An 18,227-nucleotide genomic window follows, 5' to 3' on the forward strand; every position below is an offset into this window, starting at 1 on the left:
CGTTGAAAGGAAGTAAAAGTAACTAATTTTCCGGTTTCCAATAAATTTTTGCTTCTTTTAATTTTGTGTATTTCTGATACACTTCAAGGGGTAGCGGATTTCGATACTTAACAATTTTTCTGAAATGGGTAATCAAATCTAATTTGGCCAAAAACAACGGTTTAATCACTCTGAAATCGCCTTTGAAAATTTTGGTTTTGTATTGCATCCAGATGGAATAGAGTAAAATTCTGGGGATTTTGCTAAGCGGGTAAAGCAACAGCATATTAAACCAATCTGCGCGAATGGCTCTGCGAAAACGAAGGCCAAAATCGTTATTGGCAATGGCTCGCTTTTTTAATTCTACGCGATGATTAACTAGGATTTCGGGCAAATAATGAACTTCCCAATCCCTTTTAAATAAGTTCATAGCCGCAAATGTTTCTTCGCCATAAAACTCATACCAATCGGGATAATCCGGAATGGCATCCCAAGCGGTTTTTCGAAAACCATGCGCACCGCCGGCAAAACTTTTCACTATTTCGGGTTGATCATTTGTAAAATGCGATTCGGGTTCTTGTTTTGACCAAAAAATTCGAAAAGAAACTACACCGCAACGGCTGTTTTGTTCGAAATAGTTTTCAATAATTTCTAACGGATTTTGTACCAAAAAATGCAAGTCATCATCTAAGGAAATCAAATAATCCCCTTTGGCCATTTTGTTTAAACGATTTCTGTTATAGATAAGTCCTTTAGCTTTTTCATTTCTGAAAAGAAGAATTCCGGGGTAATTTTCTTTTATATAGTCTGATGTGCCGTCATTGGAACCGTCATCGTAGAGTAGCACTTCTACATCATTTTTCTTGAATAAATAATCAATCTTTTTTAAAGTGATTTTTAATTCATCAAGTCGGTTTTTAGTGGTAATTACTATTGAAAATTTGATCGGATTCATTTCAACAGGATTTTATCGAGCGTTTGTTTCAAATTAACCTCTGTAGAATAATCAATTAAATCCTGACGGTTCAAGCGCAATTCTTCCGGGTTGTTTTTCCAAATTGTATACAATTCCGAAATATTTTTCTCAATCGCCATTACATCATTCGCTTCTGACCAATAGGGATATTGATGGCCTAACAACCGCTTGACCTCGCTGTAATAAGGCCCCAAAATCAATATAGGCTTGTTGGCTACGACACAATTGGGAAATTTTCCGGGTAAAAATGGACTAATCTCTGACACCGCTTCCAAAATAATATTGATAGGAACTTCCTTTTCTAAGGCTTGTACTACTTTGTATTCTAAATAATCTTTAATACTAATGTTCGGGTGGTTGAAATAAGGTTTTAAAACAGGCTCATGGTAAGAATGACTACCAATCAAATAGAGTTTAGCTTCTGATCTTGCTGAAGGATGGTTATCCAAAAAACGAAGAAATCCTTCGATTAAAAATACAGGATTGCGTTGTTTAAGCAGATGGCCTGCGTGCAGAAGCGAAAATTCGTTACGGGTAAAAAAATCGGGCAACGGAGCCGTTTGAGTTTCTGTTTTAATTTGGTGTGGAATGATGACACTTTTATTGGCTACTGACGGAAAATAACTCTCCATCCATTCTTTTAAAAGTAAACTCGGAAAAGCCAAATGAGCTGATTTTTGCGTTATCGCCGAAACAAATGCTTCTTTAACTTCATAACTTTTTTCAACCCAATTATAAGGACGGGGATACATGTGAAACGGGTAAGGGTCGTGTATATATGCCATCCATTTTTGGTGTAATTCAGGTAATTTCAACATCGCTCGGTGTGGTCTGAAACTACTCCCTTTGCTGAGAGTTAGTACTAAATCAGGATTGAAGCCCAAGTGTTTTTTTATCCCTCTTTTTATAGAATTGGTATCGTTGGTATGGGTAAACGAAAACCCGAAAACTTTTTCTAAATAGGTATTGATGTACATTTTGGTATTTCGCTGAAAGACCCTTACTGCTCTGGATAACACGTAATTTAAAGAGAATTTATTTTCTTTAATCAACACGCATTCAATATCTTCTAAATCAATTTTTTTATGTGAATAATGCAGAACTTTGAGTTGAAAACCGGCTTTTTTTAAATTGGAAATTAAAGCCACATTTACTTTGGAGCCACTGCTGTCTTCGACATTTATAGATTCTGATATGACTAAGATTTTCATGCTTGCGAATGTACTAAATATTTTATTATGGCTTTCGAAGTCTTATTTTGAAAGGAAACTAAGATTTTTTGTCTTTGCGGAAAGTTCGTAAAAACAAATGTCTGACTTCATACTGAAAGTGTTTCAGTTTCATCAAAAATCCTAATTCAGGCACTTCAAATGAGGCTGTCACTTTTTGTTGCCAATGCTCATCCAACCATTGATTGAAAAAGTCAGGATTGCAACCGTTGGTGTACCATTCTTTGGCTTCCTTACATTGCTCTTCTAAAAAAATGTGATAGGCCGGATAGTGTGTATCTACCACCACATCATAGCCTAAGGCCTGCGCACGAGTACAAAAATGACGGTCTTCTCCCTGAAAACTTAAACTCAACAAGCGGTCAAAGTTTACGTTTTTGGATAAAATTTCATTGGTCAACAAAGTACAAGCACCGCCACCACCTACAACATACTTTCCTTTTTTACTTAATTTCAGTAGGGTTTCAGGACCGCTGTAAGCCCACGAATGATAGTCCCAAGCGTTGGGTTTATGAAATGTTTGTCTAAAGAAAAGCGTCCAGAAAACTTCAAAGATAAAATGCTCCTTTTGACTCACTAAATGGGACAATGTCATAGGATGCAACACCAAATCGGAATCGACTAAAAACAAATAATCGTACTTTTCCTCCAGTGCATACTGAATTGCTTTATTCTTGATTTCAATGATACGGTCAATTCTTGAAACGTTCCAGTTATGATGATTATAATCAGTTGACGGCATGGCTATTTTGGGGAATAGTTTACACTGATTTGCTTGACAAAAAGCATGCAAGAAAGCACTATCTTCCTCGTTATCAGCGTCATCATAAAACAGAAAATCTAACGTAAATCCTTCTTGTTTGAGATTTACATAAGAATGCAACGAAATTTCGAGAATTTCCTTGGGTTTGCGAACGGAAGAAAACAATACTATTCTTTTCATTTATCGTCGTACTATTTTGATTATGAATGATTTTACAGTATTCACCATGCGTTTATACTGGAATAAAATTATACTTAGTAAATAGTAAAAATAAGCTTTTGTCGGAGATAGAAAATTTAAAGTAAAGATGTATTTGCTTTTAAGCACCATCATCGTTACACGGTTGATATCAAAACCATTCAAAAAAGTCGATTTTCCTCCTAAATGCACCAGTGTCACTTTGGGATTTAATACTACTTTACAGCCATTTTTTATATATCGATAACACAATTCCATATCTTCATAATACATGTGAAATCGAGGATCAAACAATCCTAATGACTGAATTTTTTCTTTTCTGATTAGTAGAGCGGCACCCGAAACATAATCAACTTCTGTCGGGTGATCAAAATCGCATTTTTTGGAAATGGCATTTATTTGTTTCAAATAGGCTGCGTCTTTAATTTTCTTCAATCCTAAGTCATACAACAATTTGTCTTCGGTTAAAAAATTACCGTAACAAAGATTGGGCTGATGATTTCCATCGATGAGATTGGTTCCGCAAATGGCGACATCCGAATTGGCCTCCGCTTCCATAAACCCAAACAATTGTTTTATACCGTCATCAATCAAATAGGCATCAGAATTTAACAGAAAAATATATTTCCCTTTGCAGAACGGCAATGCTTTGTTATTAGCTTTTCCAAAACCCAAGTTTTCGCTCAACGCTATAAACTGCACATTTTTTTTACCTTCTAAAAGCGTGTTCAACTGGGTAGCTCTTGAATTATTGTCCACTACGATAACTTCACATTGCAAACCGACAGTAAATTCAAAAACAGAATTCACAGCTTGCAGTGTTAAAGCATCGGTATTAAAATTTACAATAATAAATGAGAGGTCCATACTATTGTTATTTGAGCTTTCTGATGATTCTTTTGACAATGTTCACCCCAATTTTTATCTGTACTATCAGATTTTCTATGGCAATTTGTGTTATTGCTATTTTGCCGAAACTTTTAGGAGCATTTTGTTCTAAACTTGTTAGTAGCTCATCAATATTGGCGGCTTTTTTGAAAAGCAGGAAATCCCAAGAAATCCTGTCCAACGGATGAAAATCAACAAACTCTTTATAGTTTTCTTCATTAATATTCTTCCAGAAAGCTAGAAATTTTGCCGTATCAAAATCATCACGGTGTCCCCAATTATTTATTTTAGTAACTATTTCACTTTCTGACCTTGCCCATGATTGATGAACCACATCAATGGTTAAGGGTAATTTTGTAATCTTATAATTGTTTCTGGCGGCGGAATATTTTGGATGGTTCGTAATAAAATTAAATTTATCCTTTTTATTGATAATCAGGTAACCCGAGGCAGTTTCTCTGAACAAAGTAATCATATTTCCTTGCAAGGTTACCGGAAAAAGAAACGAAAACCAAAGCAGATAAGAATGTCGTTTTAAGTAGGCCGCTAACTCTTTAAAATGCAGTACATATTCATCCGAATCCAATTGAATAATCCACCCTTTGCCCATGCGTTTGGCCAAGAGATTGCGCTGTCGGGTTTCACACTGAATTGGGGTTAATTCAGGAATGTAAAATACCTCTGAATGAAATTCTATTTTTTGGGCCACATCTAAAGCGGCTAACTCGGCATAAAAACTATCCGGAATGACAATCGGATTACCACTCCATGTTTTTTTTTCGACGTCAACTGATAGGTAAATTTTATCCGCATAGTCGTATACCTGCTTCAGAGCTGTAGGCAAGAGCTCATAATCATACGAAACCAAAAATCCGACTTTAATCATTATTTTAGCTTGAGGTCCATTGCGTATGTAAGTAAACCCTCGAATGCTTTGGCAAATCTTTGGTTCTTTTGGTAAAACTACTTTGCTCTAAATCGAAAGCAAAGCAACTTTTAATTTCATAAAGAGTTTCCATATGTCCTATACCTGCCCAAAAATTGATGCTGTATTGTCCGGGAATAAACAAGAGTTCCGCTGTATTGATTTGGATTTCAAGCGTGGTTCCGGTTTCAATTTTTTGAAATACATATTATCATCTTCATTAGTAATATGCGAAATCAACTCGCCACTGTTGTTTAAAACATCCATAGCTATGGAAAGTTCGCTGATAGTATCTAAAATTGAAATACTGACCGTAAACGAAAGCTTCTGGCCTAATAAAATTGTAGCGCCGTGATTGACTTTTTTACCATTGTTAAAGGCGGAAAAGTCATTGACCAGCATTCGGGTTGAATATGCTTTATGTATAGGACTTGCGGTTAGGGTTTCGACTATTTTCGTAGAATAAACATCAATTGAACTTGAAGCGTCTCCATCATAAACCAGCATCCCATTTTCAAGAACAATACCACGTGTGCACAAGCTTTTTACTGCGGCCATGTTGTGGCTTACGAACAAAACGGTTCTTCCTTGTCCCTTGCTAATATCCCCCATTTTTCCGAGGCATTTTTTTTGAAACTCGGCATCACCCACCGCCAACACTTCGTCAACAATCAGGATTTCACTTTCAAGGTGAGCAGCCACAGCAAAAGCTAATCGCACATACATTCCCGAAGAGTAGCGTTTTACCGGCGTATCAATATATCTTTCTACACCTGAAAAGTCGATGATTTCATCCAACTTTCGGGTAATTTCTTTTTTACGCATGCCGAGAATGGCTCCGTTGAGATAAATATTTTCTCTTCCGGATAATTCGGGATGAAAGCCAGTTCCAACTTCAAGCAAACTGGCAATACGTCCTTTGACTTTTATTTCACCTGCTGTTGGTCCGGTAACTCTGGATAATAATTTTAAAAGAGTACTTTTTCCGGCACCATTTTTACCAATAATCCCCACGGCATCCCCTTGATTGATTTCAAAATTGATATCTCTTAAGGACCAAACTATATCACTAGCCCTTTGATGCCTTTGTCGTTAACCTCACCAATTTTCAGAAACGGGTCTTCTTTACCGAGCACTTTTGTCAACCAAAAACGTTCGATATCGCGGGAGATGGTTCCTGTTCCGATTTGTCCGATTTGATAGGCTTTGGACAGGTTTTCAACTTTTATAATTGGCTTACTCATTAGATGGTGTCAACGAAGTTTTTTTCGGTTTTATTAAAAATAATGATTCCCAGAAAAAGGATGATGATAGTGAATACTGTTGAATAACCAATACTCCAAATCGTAAATTCTCCTTTGCCTAAAAAAGCATACCGAAACGCTTCGATTATGCCTGTCATTGGATTTAATTCGATGTATTTTTTATAAGCTTCCGGTACCGTGCTTAGCGGATAAATTACGGTGGTGCCGTACATCAACAACTGCACACCAAAAGTCACCAGGAACGTTAAATCTTTATATTTGGTAGTAATGGCTGTGATAATCAAACCGGAACCTAATCCTAAAAAAGCCATTAATACTATCAAAAACGGAAAAAGGAAAATACCAGTGGTCATATGAAAATCAGCTCCTTTGAATGCAAAATAAGCCATCATCAATAAAAAAAGTAACAACTGCACTCCGAAACGCACCAGATTACTACAAACAATACTCAAGGGCATAATCAAACGAGGGAAATATACTTTACCAAATATCCCGGCGTTATCTTTAAATACAGTACTTGTTTTATTCAAGCAATCAGAAAAATAACCCCAGGCTGTAATGCCCGAAAGATAAAACAAGTATTGTGGCAGACCATCAGTACTGATACCAGCAAGGTTTCCAAAAACAAAGGTGAAAACAAAAGTGGTAAAAATAGGCTGTATAAAAAACCAAAGCGGTCCCAGCACCGTTTGTTTGTAAAAGCTGATGAAATCTCTTTTGACAAACAGAAAAAGCAAGTCTCTATAATTCCAAATATCTTTGAATTTAACATCAAAAAGTGAGGTGCGTCCTTTTATAACTAAATCCCAATCTTGTGATTGACTTTTATTGTTCATTATTGTCTTGGTAGTTAATATTTGCCTTTTATGGCACTTGCAAATATATAAATTAGGCTCCCTTTTTAAAAACAAAAGTGTTGATTTATTTAGTATTAGAACATAATTGACTAAATCGATTTTTATTTGATTAATTTTGCAAACTAAAATTTCCGTTTTGATACATTTTTTTAAACCTAAGCCCTTTTTACTTGACTTCATCCCCGATGATTATGTTGATATTCACTCACATTTATTACCGGGAATTGACGATGGTGCTTCGACAATTGAAGACACGGTTAAACTTATAAATGGTTTAGAAAGTTTAGGTTTTACCAAATTTATCACTACCCCTCACATTATGAGTGGCGTATGGAATAACACCAAACCAGGCATTGAGGAAAAATTGGAAAACACTATCGCTGAGTTACCCATTTCGACTATAAAAGAGCGCTTTAGTGCGGCTGCGGAATACATGATTGATGCCGAGTTTCGGGAGCTATTTAAAAACGAGCCTTTATTAACCTTGCGCGATAATTATGTTTTGGTGGAGATATCCTATTTGAGCGCCCCTATTCAGTTATACGATATTTTATTTGAACTGCAAACCTGTGGTTACAGACCCGTTTTGGCACATCCTGAACGGTATAACTTTTACCATCACACTTTACAGGAATATCAAAAGTTAAAAAATGCCGGTTGTCTTTTTCAGTTGAATATGTTATCGGCAACGGGCTACTATGGTGCCAACGTGAGCAAAGCAGCTGATTATCTTTTGGCCCATGATCTAATTGATTTTGTTGGTTCGGATGTACACCACAGCAGACATTTGGATTATATTAGAAAAAAAGTTGTCCTGAAAAACCATAAACATTTGTCTACGATTTTTCAGAACAACTCCTTTTTTGATTTTTAAGTTTTAGGCTTCTTTATTCTTCTTTTTGAATAAGGACTTAAACCGTTTTACCAACGACTTTCTGTTATTCATATCAGCTGCATAGCCATAACCATAGCCATAAGCATAGTTATATTTGTATTTATAGCTGTAGCCGTATTTGTACCCGTAACCATAATTTAATCCCACATTATTGATTACATAAGTCATGTTTTTCAATTTCTCGCGGTTGCTTAAATTCACCGAGAACGGAATCAATTTCTTCGGAGTAAAGTCGGCTCTAACCACATACAAAGTAGCATCCACAAACTGAGAAATCAACAAGGTATCTGTAACCAATAAGGTCGGCGCGCTATCAATGATGATTAAGTCGTACTCTTTTTTGGCTTCGTTTAGTAAGATTTCTTTACGGCCATTCGATAATAATTCAGCAGGGTTTGGCGGTATTCTTCCCGATAATATAATATCTAAATTCGGGTTATCCAATTGGTCTTTTTTGATAATGTTATGCCAATCAACAGAAGGATCATGAAGATAATCCTGAAGTCCTAATTCATTTTTATTGGTGCTTAAGTATTGGTGCAACTGAGGGTTTCTTAAATCGGCCCCAATCAACAACACTTTTTTGTTCATGATGGCAAACGAAATAGACAAGTTGATTGCCGTAAATGTTTTTCCTTCTCCTTTTATCGTGGATGCCACCAAAATAGTCTGTCCTTGTTTATCAACTTTCAACGGTAAAATATACGTCAAATTGGTTCGGAGTATCCTGAAGGATTCCCCAAGTATAGACCTATCATTGAAAGTAGTTAGTTTCTCGGCATGATCAATATGCGGAATCTCGGAAAGGATTATTTTACCTCGAGCAAATTTCGAAATATCTTCAATGTTATGTACTTTATCATCCAACAAAAAGCTGATGTAAATGATTAAGAAAGGCAATAACAAACCAACAATTATGGAAGCCATAAAATAGGTTCCTCTTTTTGGCGAAGCTGGAATCGAGTTGGTCAAAGCATAATCAATCACTTTTATCGATGAAGAAGTAATAGCCAAATTCACTGCTGCTTCTTCTCTTTTTTGCAATAAAAGAATGTAAAGTGCTTCTTTGATATTTTTATTTCGATCTATACCAACGAGGACTTTTTCATCAAACGGAATTTCACTGAACTTGCTCATCGTAGCCTTCTTAACAATGTTATTTTTAGCTAAAGAAACTTCCAATTCTTGTTGGTAATCCTTGATGGTTTGCAAAATATTAACCTGAAGATCAGCTAATTTGCTCTTCAGGATTTTGGCATTCGGGTTGTTTTCACCGGCACTTACCAATAACCTGTCGCGTTGCAACACAAACGTATTAAAAGTGTTAATCAACGTATTGATATCGGTATTCAACACTCCGATATTTGTTGGCAACAAACTTAAATTCTTATCCGATTTAACCGATTGTTCTAAAAGTTTAGATAATGCAATTTGTGTTTCAGTTTGAAAAACATCGTTTTTGGCTGTTATTTTACTATCGGTTACTGAGGCAGCATCGGCTTCTAAGAAGGTTAATTCTTTGTTGCGTTTATAGTTGGCTTTTCGAGTTTCAATTGAATCTAATTCTTTTTCCAAAGATTTGAAACGCTCGTTCACAAACTCAATGGTTCTTTGCGAAACCAAACGTCTGTCATTCAAACCATCAATATCAAACTGCTTGATAATTTCATTTAAAATGGCCTCCGATTTGTCTTTGTTGGCTCCGGTGATAGAGAGGTTTAAGACATCGGAATTTTCATTTTTATTTGAAATTTTCAAAGCAGCTGCTAACCCGACAACGGTAGATTGCACCGAACTTTTACGTATTGAATATTGGTTCCCAAAAAATTTCTCAGGATTAGCCCCTATTTGTAATGACAACCTAAACGGAATTCCTTTTATGTTGCGAATGGCATTATAGGGCACTAACTCATTTTTGTCGTTCCCGTTAACTTCCAGGATTCTATACCCCTCCTTTTGCAATTCAATTTCAATGGTTAGGGTTTTATTTTCATTGGCTACAGAGGAACTCAGCCATTCAACATTGAACGGGCGGCTTTTCCATAATTCTAAATTATTGAAATAATTTACTTTGAAATACTGCGTGTTAAGATTTAAACTCTTGGTTACTTGTTCTAATAATCGATACGATTTCAAAACCTCAATCTGATTGTCTAAGTTTACTTTGGAGCGACTAAACAATGACAAACCTGTGCTAGGCAAAGTGAAGCTGTTTTTAGAGTCGTCAATGATTTTAACACTCGTCTGCGATTCGTAAACCGGAATAGTATGATTCAGGTAATATTTAACGGCGAAAAAACAAACTAATACGGAAATTAAAAAGTAATACCAATATCGGAAGTACTTGAAAAACTCTTCTATGATATTGAAATTACTCACTTTTTCATGTGAGTCGATATGACTGTTGTCCATAAATTATTTTTTTAATAATAGTAAAACGGTAACGAAGAAGGACAGCAAACCAACGATGCTTCCAATATTGTTCAAATAACCTGAGGTCAAGACTTTTGGACCATTCGGATTCACAATAATTACATCATTTTGCTTTACATAATAGTAGGGTCCGGTGAACCAATCTGAAGAAGTTAAATCTAAACGAACATAGGTTCGGGTTCCGTTAATTTCTCGGATTAACAAAACATCTTTTCTGACTCCGTTTATCGTCAAATCGCCGGCAAAGCCAATGGCTTGATTTAAAGAAATATTTTGTTCATCGAAACTGTAAGTTCCCGGAACTTTTACTTCTCCCAGAACCGTTACTTTGCTGTTAATGATTCTCACACTTACCGTTGCATCTTTGATATAACCGTTGTCGCTCAACATTTTCGATAGCATATCCTGAATTTCTTCGGTGCTTTTGTCAGCCACTTTTATATCACCTAAAATCGGAAATGTAATAGTCCCTTTTTGAGAAACCAAATACCCTTGAATTTTATAGGTTTCAATATTGATGTTTCCTAAGGCGCTCATTTGAATATTGAACGGTTCGGCAGATTCCGCAATTAAAGCGGCAACCTTTATATATAAGATGTCGTTTACTTGTACTTTATTAGTCAGATAACTGATGTTGTCTTGGGATTTATTTTGAATATCCTGGTAATATAAAATATCTTTTTTACTAGCACATGACTGGATAAAAAGGGAAGCTATTAATAAGAAAAATAACTTTTTAATCATAATTTAGAAAATTTATCTGTTAACCATTTTAGCTTATTCATTCAAAATGGTGTTGCGCTGCAAATCTACAATTTGATTTCCTAATTCAGAAAGGAATCTCTGTATTATTAGACGCATTTATAAAAAATATTGAGGGAAAGAGTTAAATACCATCTAACTCCTGATAAATAGAATTCAAACTTTTATACTCCGGAACAATTTTTTTCATTTTAGTAACGATGGCGTTATTAGATTTTAAACGGGCTGTTTCAATTAACTCGGTCAACGCTTTATTTATCTCATCATACTTTATCATGCTCTCATGGGCGATGAGGATTTTTTCATTGTGTGTTGGCAAATTTTTAGACGTGTCGTTCAACAGCTCTTCATATAATTTCTCTCCGGGACGCAAGCCAATAATTTTGATTTCAATGTCTTTATCCGGAACAAATCCTGCCAGTCGAATCATCTTTCTGGCCAAGTCGATAATTTTGACCGGAGCACCCATATCAAAAATAAAAATTTCACCTCCATTCCCCATCGTACCGGCTTCGAGAACCAGTTGACAAGCTTCGGGTATGGTCATAAAATAACGAATGATTTCGGGGTGTGTAATGGTAATTGGCCCACCTTCCTGAATTTGTCTGGTAAACAACGGAACTACAGAACCATTAGAGCCTAAAACATTTCCGAATCGGGTTGTAATGTATTTTGTTTTTATGCCGTTTTCATCGTTTTCTTTGAGTTTATAATCTAAAGACTGCACATATTTTTCGGCTATCCTTTTACTGGCTCCCATGACATTGCTCGGATTAACCGCTTTATCGGTGGAGACCATAACAAAGCGCTCTACATCATGCTCAAAAGCCAAATCAGCTATATTTTTGGTCCCTAAAACATTGGTAAAAATGGCTTGTGCCGGATTTTCTTCCATCAAAGGAACGTGCTTATAAGCAGCTGCATGGTAAACTACTTCAGGCTTGTATTTTATAAAAATCTGCTCAATGCTTTCCTTAATTCTGATGTCAGCAATCACGTTTACAATACGCACATTGGGATTTACATTCATGATTTCAAGGCTCAACTCGTGCAAAGGCGACTCGGCCTGATCCAACACTATTATTTTTTTCGGCTCAAAAGTTAATACCTGACGAACGATTTCGCTTCCTATGGAACCGGCGGCACCGGTAACCATTACTTTTTTGCCTTTCAATTGTTTTGAAATGGCTTTGTTGTCTAAAACTATTGGTTTTCTTTCCAGCAAATCCTGAATCTCAAACGTCTTGATGCTTTTGGTAATTTCCTTTTGCCCTTCTAAATCGGCAAGTAACGGAATAGTGTATACTTTGAAACCCATCTCCAAACAATCTTCCACAATTTGAGATCGTTCGAGTTTTGAGAGGTTTTTATCTACAATGATTAAGGCTTCACTGTTGGTTTCTTTCAACAAAACAGCAGCACTGTCTTTCATGTGCAGTATGGGTGCATTGAGTATTCTTTTGGTGGTATTCTGACTTGATTTTTCAATAAAACCGGTCACTTTAAATCGCTTCGGCATTTCAGTTTGCAAGGCATTGGCCAAAGCTATAGCATTAGCATCGGTACCAAAAATCAAGGCTTTGGTTAAATTGGTTCTATCGCCCAAATTGAAGTAACGTTCATATGTTTGTTTGACAATAACCCGGTAAAGAAATAAAAAGGAAAACGATAAAAATCCGTTAATCACCAACCCGGTATTGAGAAATAGTTTTCGGTCATGAAAAAGCATAAAATAGTAATTCACCGCCAACAACAACGAGAACGAAAAAATTGGGCGAAGAATAATTTCAAAGCATCAACATAAGAAGAGTGTCTTATGATACCGGAATAGGTCCTGTAGGCCCAAAAGAAAAACACATTGACACAAAAATACAAGAACAAGGCAACCAACATCACCTCATTTTTCATATAGTGCAATCGCAATCCTCTAAAGAACAACATGGTAATTAATGCCGCTACAAACAACAGCAAAATATCAAATAAAAGCACCAGCCATCTCGGCAAATAGCCAAGGTTTTCTAATCTAAAATTTAAATTAATCTTAGACCAAAACCCTTCTAAATCTTTGAAAAAATTGGTTATTGTATTGTTTTTCAAATTATATTCTTTTGCTTTTACTTAGTGGTAAAAATAGTAAAAAAGTTATGCGTTAAACAATGTCTGAATCACTTTCGTAATTCTTTCTCTATCGTTGTCAGTTAAGTTGGAACTTGAGGGTAAACAAAGTCCGTTTGTAAACAAGTTTTCTGATATATCGGAACCAAAAAAAGCGCAATCGCTAAAAACGGGTTGCAAGTGCATAGGTTTCCACAACGGGCGTGATTCAATGTTCTCCTTTTCTAGGGCCAATCTTAAATCCTCTCTGTTGATACCGTTGGTTTTAGTGGTATCAAACTGTACACAGGAAAGCCAATGGTTAGAATAAAAATCAGTATTAGGTTCTGAAAAAACAGTCACTCCGTCAATTCCGGAAAACAAATCAATATAAAACTGATGCATGTTTCTTCTCAACTTTAAATGCTTGTCTAAGACTTCCATCTGTCCTCTGCCAATTCCGGCACAAATATTACTCATTCTGTAATTGTAACCAATTTCACTGTGCTGGTAATGCGGTGCATTGTCACGGGCTTGAGTGGAAAGAAAAACAGCTTTATTTTTTTGTGCTGTTGTTTTGGTAACCATAGCACCGCCGCCGGAAGTAGTAATAATTTTATTTCCGTTGAACGATAAAATACTAATATCGCCAAAGGTTCCGCATTTCTTTCCTTTGTAGGTACTGCCCAGCGCTTCGGCACTATCTTCCACTATCGGAATTCCGTATTTATCGGCAATATCTCTGACTTCATCCACTTTACAAGGCATGCCATATAAATGAACAATCACAATAACTTTCGGCTTTTTGCCTCGTGAAATACCATTAAGAATAGCTTCTTCCAAAAATGCCGGCGATATGTTCATGGTTTCTGTTTCGCTGTCTACAAAAACAGGTTTAGCGCCTAAATACACTATCGGATTGGCAGAAGCTGAGAACGTCATGCTTTGACAAATCACTTCATCGCCGGGTTTTACATCCAACATGATTAGTGCCAAATGCAAAGCTGCTGTCCCGGAACTTAATGCTGCTACAAAAACATCTTCGCCCAAATAATTTTCCAAATCATCTTCAAATCCGGTTACATTGGGTCCTAAAGGGGCTACCCAGTTGGTATCAAATGCCTCTTGTACAAATTTTTGCTCACTCCCACCCATGTGCGGAGACGACAACCATATTTTTGAATTGCTCATTTTTTACATTTTGTGGTGGTCAAAAAACCACTGTTTCCATTATAATTTTTATATCCTCGGAAACCGAATTCCCTTGATAATAATAGTCTAAATTCAGTTTTACTTTATCTCTGAAAATCACTTCATCGTTGTATTGTTTCGGGTTTTGCTGTTGCTCTAAAAGATATTCTTCGTTAAAATATTTAATAGATGCCCTACTCGTAATCCCCGGTTTTAATTTCAGAATATTGCGCTCCTCACCTTCCAATGCATCATAGTATCCTTGTATATCAGGTCTTGGCCCTACGAAACTCATGTTTCCCAACAATACATTCCACAACTGAGGCAGTTCGTCTATTTTGTACTTTCGCAAGAAAGCCCCAAAGGCAGAGATGCTATTATCAGCATCATTGATGGTCCGCAATTTATAAATCTTAAACAATTTACCAAACTGCCCCACTCTGTCTTGTGTAAAAAGTCCGTTAGCCCGAGTATCAATGCTGGCCAAAATCCAGAACAAAACTATTATCCCTATCAAAAAAACAAAGCAAAAACAGCAAAAAATATGTCAAACAGTCGTTTTAGCATGATTTCCTTAGCTTCTTTTTTTGGACAAATAATAATCAAGGCACAATTGCGGATAATTTTCTGACTTCATTTGATTAATTACTTTATCAATATCATGAAGATAACTTTTTAACTCCACTTGTTGCGTAGTGGTATCGTATTTTAAATAGCAGGATTGGTTGATGAATTGCCTGTTTTGCCCAATACTCCCTGTGTTGTATAGTTTAAAAGCTCCTTTTTCTCTGAAAAATTGCTGATGCGAATGCCCGATCATGTAGTTTTTATCAATCTCCAATTCCGAAATATCGGTATCCGCAAAAATATACTGTTTGTTAATCGTGTGTTGTATTGTATACGCACCAATAGTTACTTGTTCGCCATATTGCTCAATTTCGGGAATTAGTTTTTTATCAAAATGAGCATAACACTGTTTGAAAAAGCTTGTGCAATTTCATTGGTACCGTCATACAAACCGTCAATAAAATACTTTTCGTGATTGCCTTTGAGCAAAGTAACATTAGATATTTCTTTTAAATACTGAATACAATCATTCGTCCATGGCCCGTAATTTACCACATCGCCATGGCAGATGAAAGCATCGGATTCCGTTTTTTCTAATCGGAACAATTCTTCCAAGGCCACCAAATTGCCATGAACATCGCCAAAGATTATGATTTTCATACTAACATTTTCTTTATTCCTTCTGAAATACCAATTTGTGGCCGCCAATGGAGTATTTCAAAAGTTTGTTTCGGATTGAAATAAAACGATTGTCCGTTTTCTTCTCCGGTAAACTCAATGTTGCAAGGTATATGTTTTTGAATTTCTTCAGCCACTTGCTTATTGGAAACCGAAACACCGGTAGCTCCTAAATAAATATGGTTTTCGCTTTGCAAAGCACCGGCAATGCATAGGCTAACCGCATCGTCTATATAAATATAATCCTGTTCGCGTGCTCCAACACCGAACAAGGTGATTTTTTTATGTTCTTTGGCCGAATGAATAATAGCCGGAATAAACGAACTATTGGTAATTCCGGGGCCATAAATATAGGCCAAGCGAATGATGGCAAAATGCTGCATTGCTTTTACAATAATTTCCCCTTCTAATTTTGACTGAGCATATAATCCGGGGTTCGTAAAGGGGGTATTTTCGGTTACTATTCCGGGAGTCGAGCCATAAACATTGGTACTCGACACATAGACCATTTTGGCCTTGGAAAATGTTGACACATAGTGAGACAACGTTTCATTGATTTCTTGTAATTGAGCGGCAGAAGCGGCATAGTTTCCGGATAAGTAAAAAATAAAATCGGGCTGTATAGCTGAGTTTAGTATTTCAGCATTAGTAACTAATTTTGCCTTATGATTTATTTTGTCATGATTAGCATTATAAACCGCTATCACTTCAAAATCCTGATTGAGTAATGTATTTACTAAAGCGCTTCCCAGGAAGCCATTGGCACCAACAACTACAGCTGTTTTCATCTTTATTCTTTCAGCGAAAAATTATAAAACTTTGGAGTCAGATCTTCAAATTTACCTTCGTTTTTGAGTGTATTAAATTCCTGTTCTTCTACAAAAAGATCCGACCAGGTTCTTAAAACAATGCCGTTTTTCAGTTCAGGTGTTTTAATTTCTTCTCCAAACAAATAGTACTTCAATAACGCTTCCACTTCATTAAATCCGAAAAAATGGCGTAAAGGCGTTGTACCACTGAAGCGTCCGTTGATTTCAAAAATTACCGGTTCCCCGTTTAGAATTCGGAACTGAAAATTAACCGGACCGTCAGCATTTAACTTTTCGGCAATCGGAATAATAAACGAATCGTACTTTGAAGTTTCAGTGTCACGGTAAGCTCTGTAAGTGTTGCCGTCTCTTAAATCGCGTTTGAGTGTGACCACTACTTTACATTTCCCTTTTACTACCACACAACCTGAGGTGTATTCGCCATCGGACTCGGATAGGTATTGTTGCACGACCAAATTACTGTCGGGATGGTAAATTTCCATCAGTTCGTCGTGGTTGTTTATTTTTTTTATACCCAAAGAACGAGCGCCGTCAAAAGGTTTGGCAAATAATGGAAAGCCCAGTTTTTGTTCTATTTCGGCCAGTTTGTTTTTATCATTCGCCATCACCGAAAACGGAAAGGGGAAATTATTTTTTTGTAAAAAAGCAGCGGTTAAAAATTTGTCATTGGCTATCGCAATTACTTCTTCATTGCTAACGATGACTTTACAGTTAAATTGGGTTTGGAATTCCTCTTTGTATTGGGCCAAAATCGGCAACTCTACATCGGTACCTACTAAAATGGCGTCAATATTATAATCAACCGTAATTTTCTTGATGGCATCAATATAACCGTTTTCGTTTACTTTGGGAATGGTCAGAGCGTAATCGCCGAGCCAATGCCCTGAGGAACGCGGATCGGGATCGGCGGTGTATATTTTTTTAGGAAAATCAGCTATTTGCAATAATCTCAAAATCCCTTGTCCGAGCAATGCCCCGGCACCGGTAACTAGAATATTTTTCTTCATGAGTTTGTCTTATTCCTTTGTAAATCATCAAAACGCGGCATGGTGGCATGACCTTCGGCTGAGATTTCATTGGTTTTGATAATTTTCTGAATGGTTTTAATAATAATTTTTACATCCAACGCAAACGAGATATGATCAACATACCACACATCTAATTCAAATTTTTGGTCCCAGCTTAACGAATTTCTGCCATTGACCTGTGTCCAGCCGGTTATACCGGGTTTTACTTCGTGTCTTCTGTGTTGAAAAGGCGTATAGTAATCGAGGTAACTTGGCAATAGCGGTCTAGGTCCAATCAAGCTCATATCGCCTTTGATAACATTTAATAATTGTGGGATTTCGTCTAAAGAAGTTTTTCGAACCAACTTCCCAATAGTAGTTAATCGAATTTCATCGGACAATAGATTACCAAATTTATCCTTCTTATCGTTCATCGTTTTAAACTTAATAATTTTAAAAATGACTCCATTTTTTCCCGGTCTTGACTGAACGAAAAAAGGTTTTCCGGCATTAGCAAAATAAAGGAATACTGAGACTATAAGTAAAATCGGAAATAAAATAATGAATCCTATCAGAGAGGCTGTAAAATCAATAAAACGTTTTATATAATTTCTATACATTATAACTTTAAGCTACATTTTTCATTGCGGTAAAATTAACAAAAAAAGGTTGTCTAAGGGTATTGAAAAG

General features: G+C 36.3%; 18 protein-coding genes and 1 pseudogene. 1 reads left to right on the forward strand and 18 read right to left on the reverse strand.

Features of this window, described 5'->3' with window-relative positions:
* Nucleotides 1-22: 22 nt before the first annotated feature.
* The 7 genes and pseudogenes from GUU89_RS01195 to GUU89_RS01225 form a co-directional block, all read right to left on the reverse strand.
* A complete protein-coding gene (locus GUU89_RS01195; protein ID WP_162126226.1) occupies nt 23-934 on the reverse strand; it encodes a glycosyltransferase family 2 protein in 912 nt (303 codons plus the stop codon).
* Nucleotides 931-2,166 carry a glycosyltransferase family protein gene (locus GUU89_RS01200; RefSeq protein ID WP_162126227.1) on the reverse strand — a complete coding sequence of 412 codons (1,236 nt, stop codon included), beginning with the start codon at nt 2,164-2,166 and terminating at the stop codon, nt 931-933. Before GUU89_RS01200 ends, GUU89_RS01195 begins: the two co-directional genes overlap by 4 nt.
* 58 nt (nt 2,167-2,224) lie before the next feature.
* Nucleotides 2,225-3,127, reverse strand: coding sequence for a glycosyltransferase family protein (locus GUU89_RS01205; RefSeq protein WP_162126228.1), 903 nt, complete (start codon nt 3,125-3,127; stop codon nt 2,225-2,227).
* Nucleotides 3,128-4,012, reverse strand: coding sequence for a glycosyltransferase family 2 protein (locus GUU89_RS01210; RefSeq protein ID WP_162126229.1), 885 nt, complete (start codon nt 4,010-4,012; stop codon nt 3,128-3,130). It abuts the gene before it with no gap.
* Between the two features lie 7 nt (nt 4,013-4,019).
* Nucleotides 4,020-4,919: a hypothetical protein gene (locus tag GUU89_RS01215; RefSeq protein WP_162126230.1), complete on the reverse strand. Its 900-nt coding sequence runs from the start codon at nt 4,917-4,919 to the stop codon at nt 4,020-4,022.
* A gap of 501 nt (nt 4,920-5,420) precedes the next feature.
* Nucleotides 5,421-6,202 (reverse strand): annotated as a pseudogene (locus GUU89_RS01220) (ABC transporter ATP-binding protein); the annotation flags it as partial.
* The gene (locus GUU89_RS01225; protein ID WP_162126231.1) at nt 6,202-7,059 is read right to left on the reverse strand and encodes an ABC transporter permease; all 858 of its coding nucleotides are present in this window, start codon (nt 7,057-7,059) and stop codon (nt 6,202-6,204) included. The gene GUU89_RS01225 and the pseudogene GUU89_RS01220, both read right to left, overlap by 1 nt.
* A gap of 157 nt (nt 7,060-7,216) precedes the next feature.
* On the opposite strand from GUU89_RS01225, the gene GUU89_RS01230 reads away from it, so the two are divergent.
* Nucleotides 7,217-7,954: a tyrosine-protein phosphatase gene (locus GUU89_RS01230; protein ID WP_162126232.1), complete on the forward strand. Its 738-nt coding sequence runs from the start codon at nt 7,217-7,219 to the stop codon at nt 7,952-7,954.
* A gap of 3 nt (nt 7,955-7,957) precedes the next feature.
* On the opposite strand, the gene GUU89_RS01235 is transcribed toward GUU89_RS01230, so the two are convergent.
* The 11 genes from GUU89_RS01235 to GUU89_RS01275 all read right to left on the reverse strand — a co-directional run bounded on the left by GUU89_RS01235 (nt 7,958) and on the right by GUU89_RS01275 (nt 18,157).
* Nucleotides 7,958-10,387, reverse strand: a complete 2,430-nt coding sequence (locus GUU89_RS01235) for a GumC family protein (protein ID WP_162126233.1) — start codon at nt 10,385-10,387, stop codon at nt 7,958-7,960.
* 3 nt (nt 10,388-10,390) lie between these two features.
* On the reverse strand, nt 10,391-11,152 hold the full coding sequence (locus GUU89_RS01240; RefSeq protein ID WP_162126234.1) for a polysaccharide biosynthesis/export family protein: 762 nt from the start codon (nt 11,150-11,152) through the stop codon (nt 10,391-10,393).
* Between the two features lie 142 nt (nt 11,153-11,294).
* Nucleotides 11,295-12,899, reverse strand: a complete 1,605-nt coding sequence (locus GUU89_RS01245) for a polysaccharide biosynthesis protein (protein ID WP_317163840.1) — start codon at nt 12,897-12,899, stop codon at nt 11,295-11,297.
* Nucleotides 12,900-12,910: 11 nt separating this feature from the next.
* Nucleotides 12,911-13,267, reverse strand: coding sequence for a hypothetical protein (locus tag GUU89_RS15230; protein ID WP_317163841.1), 357 nt, complete (start codon nt 13,265-13,267; stop codon nt 12,911-12,913).
* Nucleotides 13,268-13,312: 45 nt separating this feature from the next.
* A complete protein-coding gene (locus GUU89_RS01250) occupies nt 13,313-14,455 on the reverse strand; it encodes a DegT/DnrJ/EryC1/StrS family aminotransferase (RefSeq protein ID WP_162126235.1) in 1,143 nt (380 codons plus the stop codon).
* A 19-nt stretch (nt 14,456-14,474) separates the two neighbouring features.
* A complete protein-coding gene (locus GUU89_RS01255; RefSeq protein WP_317163842.1) occupies nt 14,475-14,972 on the reverse strand; it encodes a sugar transferase in 498 nt (165 codons plus the stop codon).
* Between the two features lie 57 nt (nt 14,973-15,029).
* Nucleotides 15,030-15,296 carry a hypothetical protein gene (locus GUU89_RS14750; protein WP_202924427.1) on the reverse strand — a complete coding sequence of 89 codons (267 nt, stop codon included), beginning with the start codon at nt 15,294-15,296 and terminating at the stop codon, nt 15,030-15,032.
* A 104-nt stretch (nt 15,297-15,400) separates the two neighbouring features.
* Nucleotides 15,401-15,682: a metallophosphoesterase family protein gene (locus GUU89_RS14755; RefSeq protein ID WP_202924428.1), complete on the reverse strand. Its 282-nt coding sequence runs from the start codon at nt 15,680-15,682 to the stop codon at nt 15,401-15,403.
* The gene (locus GUU89_RS01265) at nt 15,679-16,488 is read right to left on the reverse strand and encodes an NAD-dependent epimerase/dehydratase family protein (RefSeq protein ID WP_162126236.1); all 810 of its coding nucleotides are present in this window, start codon (nt 16,486-16,488) and stop codon (nt 15,679-15,681) included. Before GUU89_RS01265 ends, GUU89_RS14755 begins: the two co-directional genes overlap by 4 nt.
* 2 nt (nt 16,489-16,490) lie before the next feature.
* Nucleotides 16,491-17,537: an ATP-grasp domain-containing protein gene (locus GUU89_RS01270; protein WP_162126237.1), complete on the reverse strand. Its 1,047-nt coding sequence runs from the start codon at nt 17,535-17,537 to the stop codon at nt 16,491-16,493.
* On the reverse strand, nt 17,534-18,157 hold the full coding sequence (locus GUU89_RS01275; protein WP_162126238.1) for a sugar transferase: 624 nt from the start codon (nt 18,155-18,157) through the stop codon (nt 17,534-17,536). Before GUU89_RS01275 ends, GUU89_RS01270 begins: the two co-directional genes overlap by 4 nt.
* Between the last annotated feature and the right edge of the window lie 70 nt (nt 18,158-18,227).

Source organism: Flavobacterium phycosphaerae, assembly GCF_010119235.1.
Classification (GTDB): domain Bacteria; phylum Bacteroidota; class Bacteroidia; order Flavobacteriales; family Flavobacteriaceae; genus Flavobacterium; species Flavobacterium phycosphaerae.

Excerpts from the sequence above, each read along its gene's own strand:
- GUU89_RS01200 (WP_162126227.1), bottom strand. The coding sequence starts at position 2,166 with ATGAAAATCTTAGTCATATCAGAATCTATAAATGTCGAAGACAGCAGT.
- GUU89_RS01225 (WP_162126231.1), bottom strand. The coding sequence starts at position 7,059 with ATGAACAATAAAAGTCAATCACAAGATTGGGATTTAGTTATAAAAGGA.
- GUU89_RS01215 (WP_162126230.1), bottom strand. The coding sequence starts at position 4,919 with ATGATTAAAGTCGGATTTTTGGTTTCGTATGATTATGAGCTCTTGCCT.
- GUU89_RS01250 (WP_162126235.1), bottom strand. The coding sequence starts at position 14,455 with ATGAGCAATTCAAAAATATGGTTGTCGTCTCCGCACATGGGTGGGAGT.
- GUU89_RS01210 (WP_162126229.1), bottom strand. The coding sequence starts at position 4,012 with ATGGACCTCTCATTTATTATTGTAAATTTTAATACCGATGCTTTAACA.
- GUU89_RS01245 (WP_317163840.1), bottom strand. The coding sequence starts at position 12,899 with ATGCTTTTTCATGACCGAAAACTATTTCTCAATACCGGGTTGGTGATT.
- GUU89_RS01235 (WP_162126233.1), bottom strand. The coding sequence starts at position 10,387 with ATGGACAACAGTCATATCGACTCACATGAAAAAGTGAGTAATTTCAAT.
- GUU89_RS01265 (WP_162126236.1), bottom strand. The coding sequence starts at position 16,488 with ATGAAAACAGCTGTAGTTGTTGGTGCCAATGGCTTCCTGGGAAGCGCT.
- GUU89_RS01195 (WP_162126226.1), bottom strand. The coding sequence starts at position 934 with ATGAATCCGATCAAATTTTCAATAGTAATTACCACTAAAAACCGACTT.
- GUU89_RS01240 (WP_162126234.1), bottom strand. The coding sequence starts at position 11,152 with ATGATTAAAAAGTTATTTTTCTTATTAATAGCTTCCCTTTTTATCCAG.
- GUU89_RS01205 (WP_162126228.1), bottom strand. The coding sequence starts at position 3,127 with ATGAAAAGAATAGTATTGTTTTCTTCCGTTCGCAAACCCAAGGAAATT.
- GUU89_RS14755 (WP_202924428.1), bottom strand. The coding sequence starts at position 15,682 with ATGAAAATCATAATCTTTGGCGATGTTCATGGCAATTTGGTGGCCTTG.
- GUU89_RS01275 (WP_162126238.1), bottom strand. The coding sequence starts at position 18,157 with ATGTATAGAAATTATATAAAACGTTTTATTGATTTTACAGCCTCTCTG.
- GUU89_RS01270 (WP_162126237.1), bottom strand. The coding sequence starts at position 17,537 with ATGAAGAAAAATATTCTAGTTACCGGTGCCGGGGCATTGCTCGGACAA.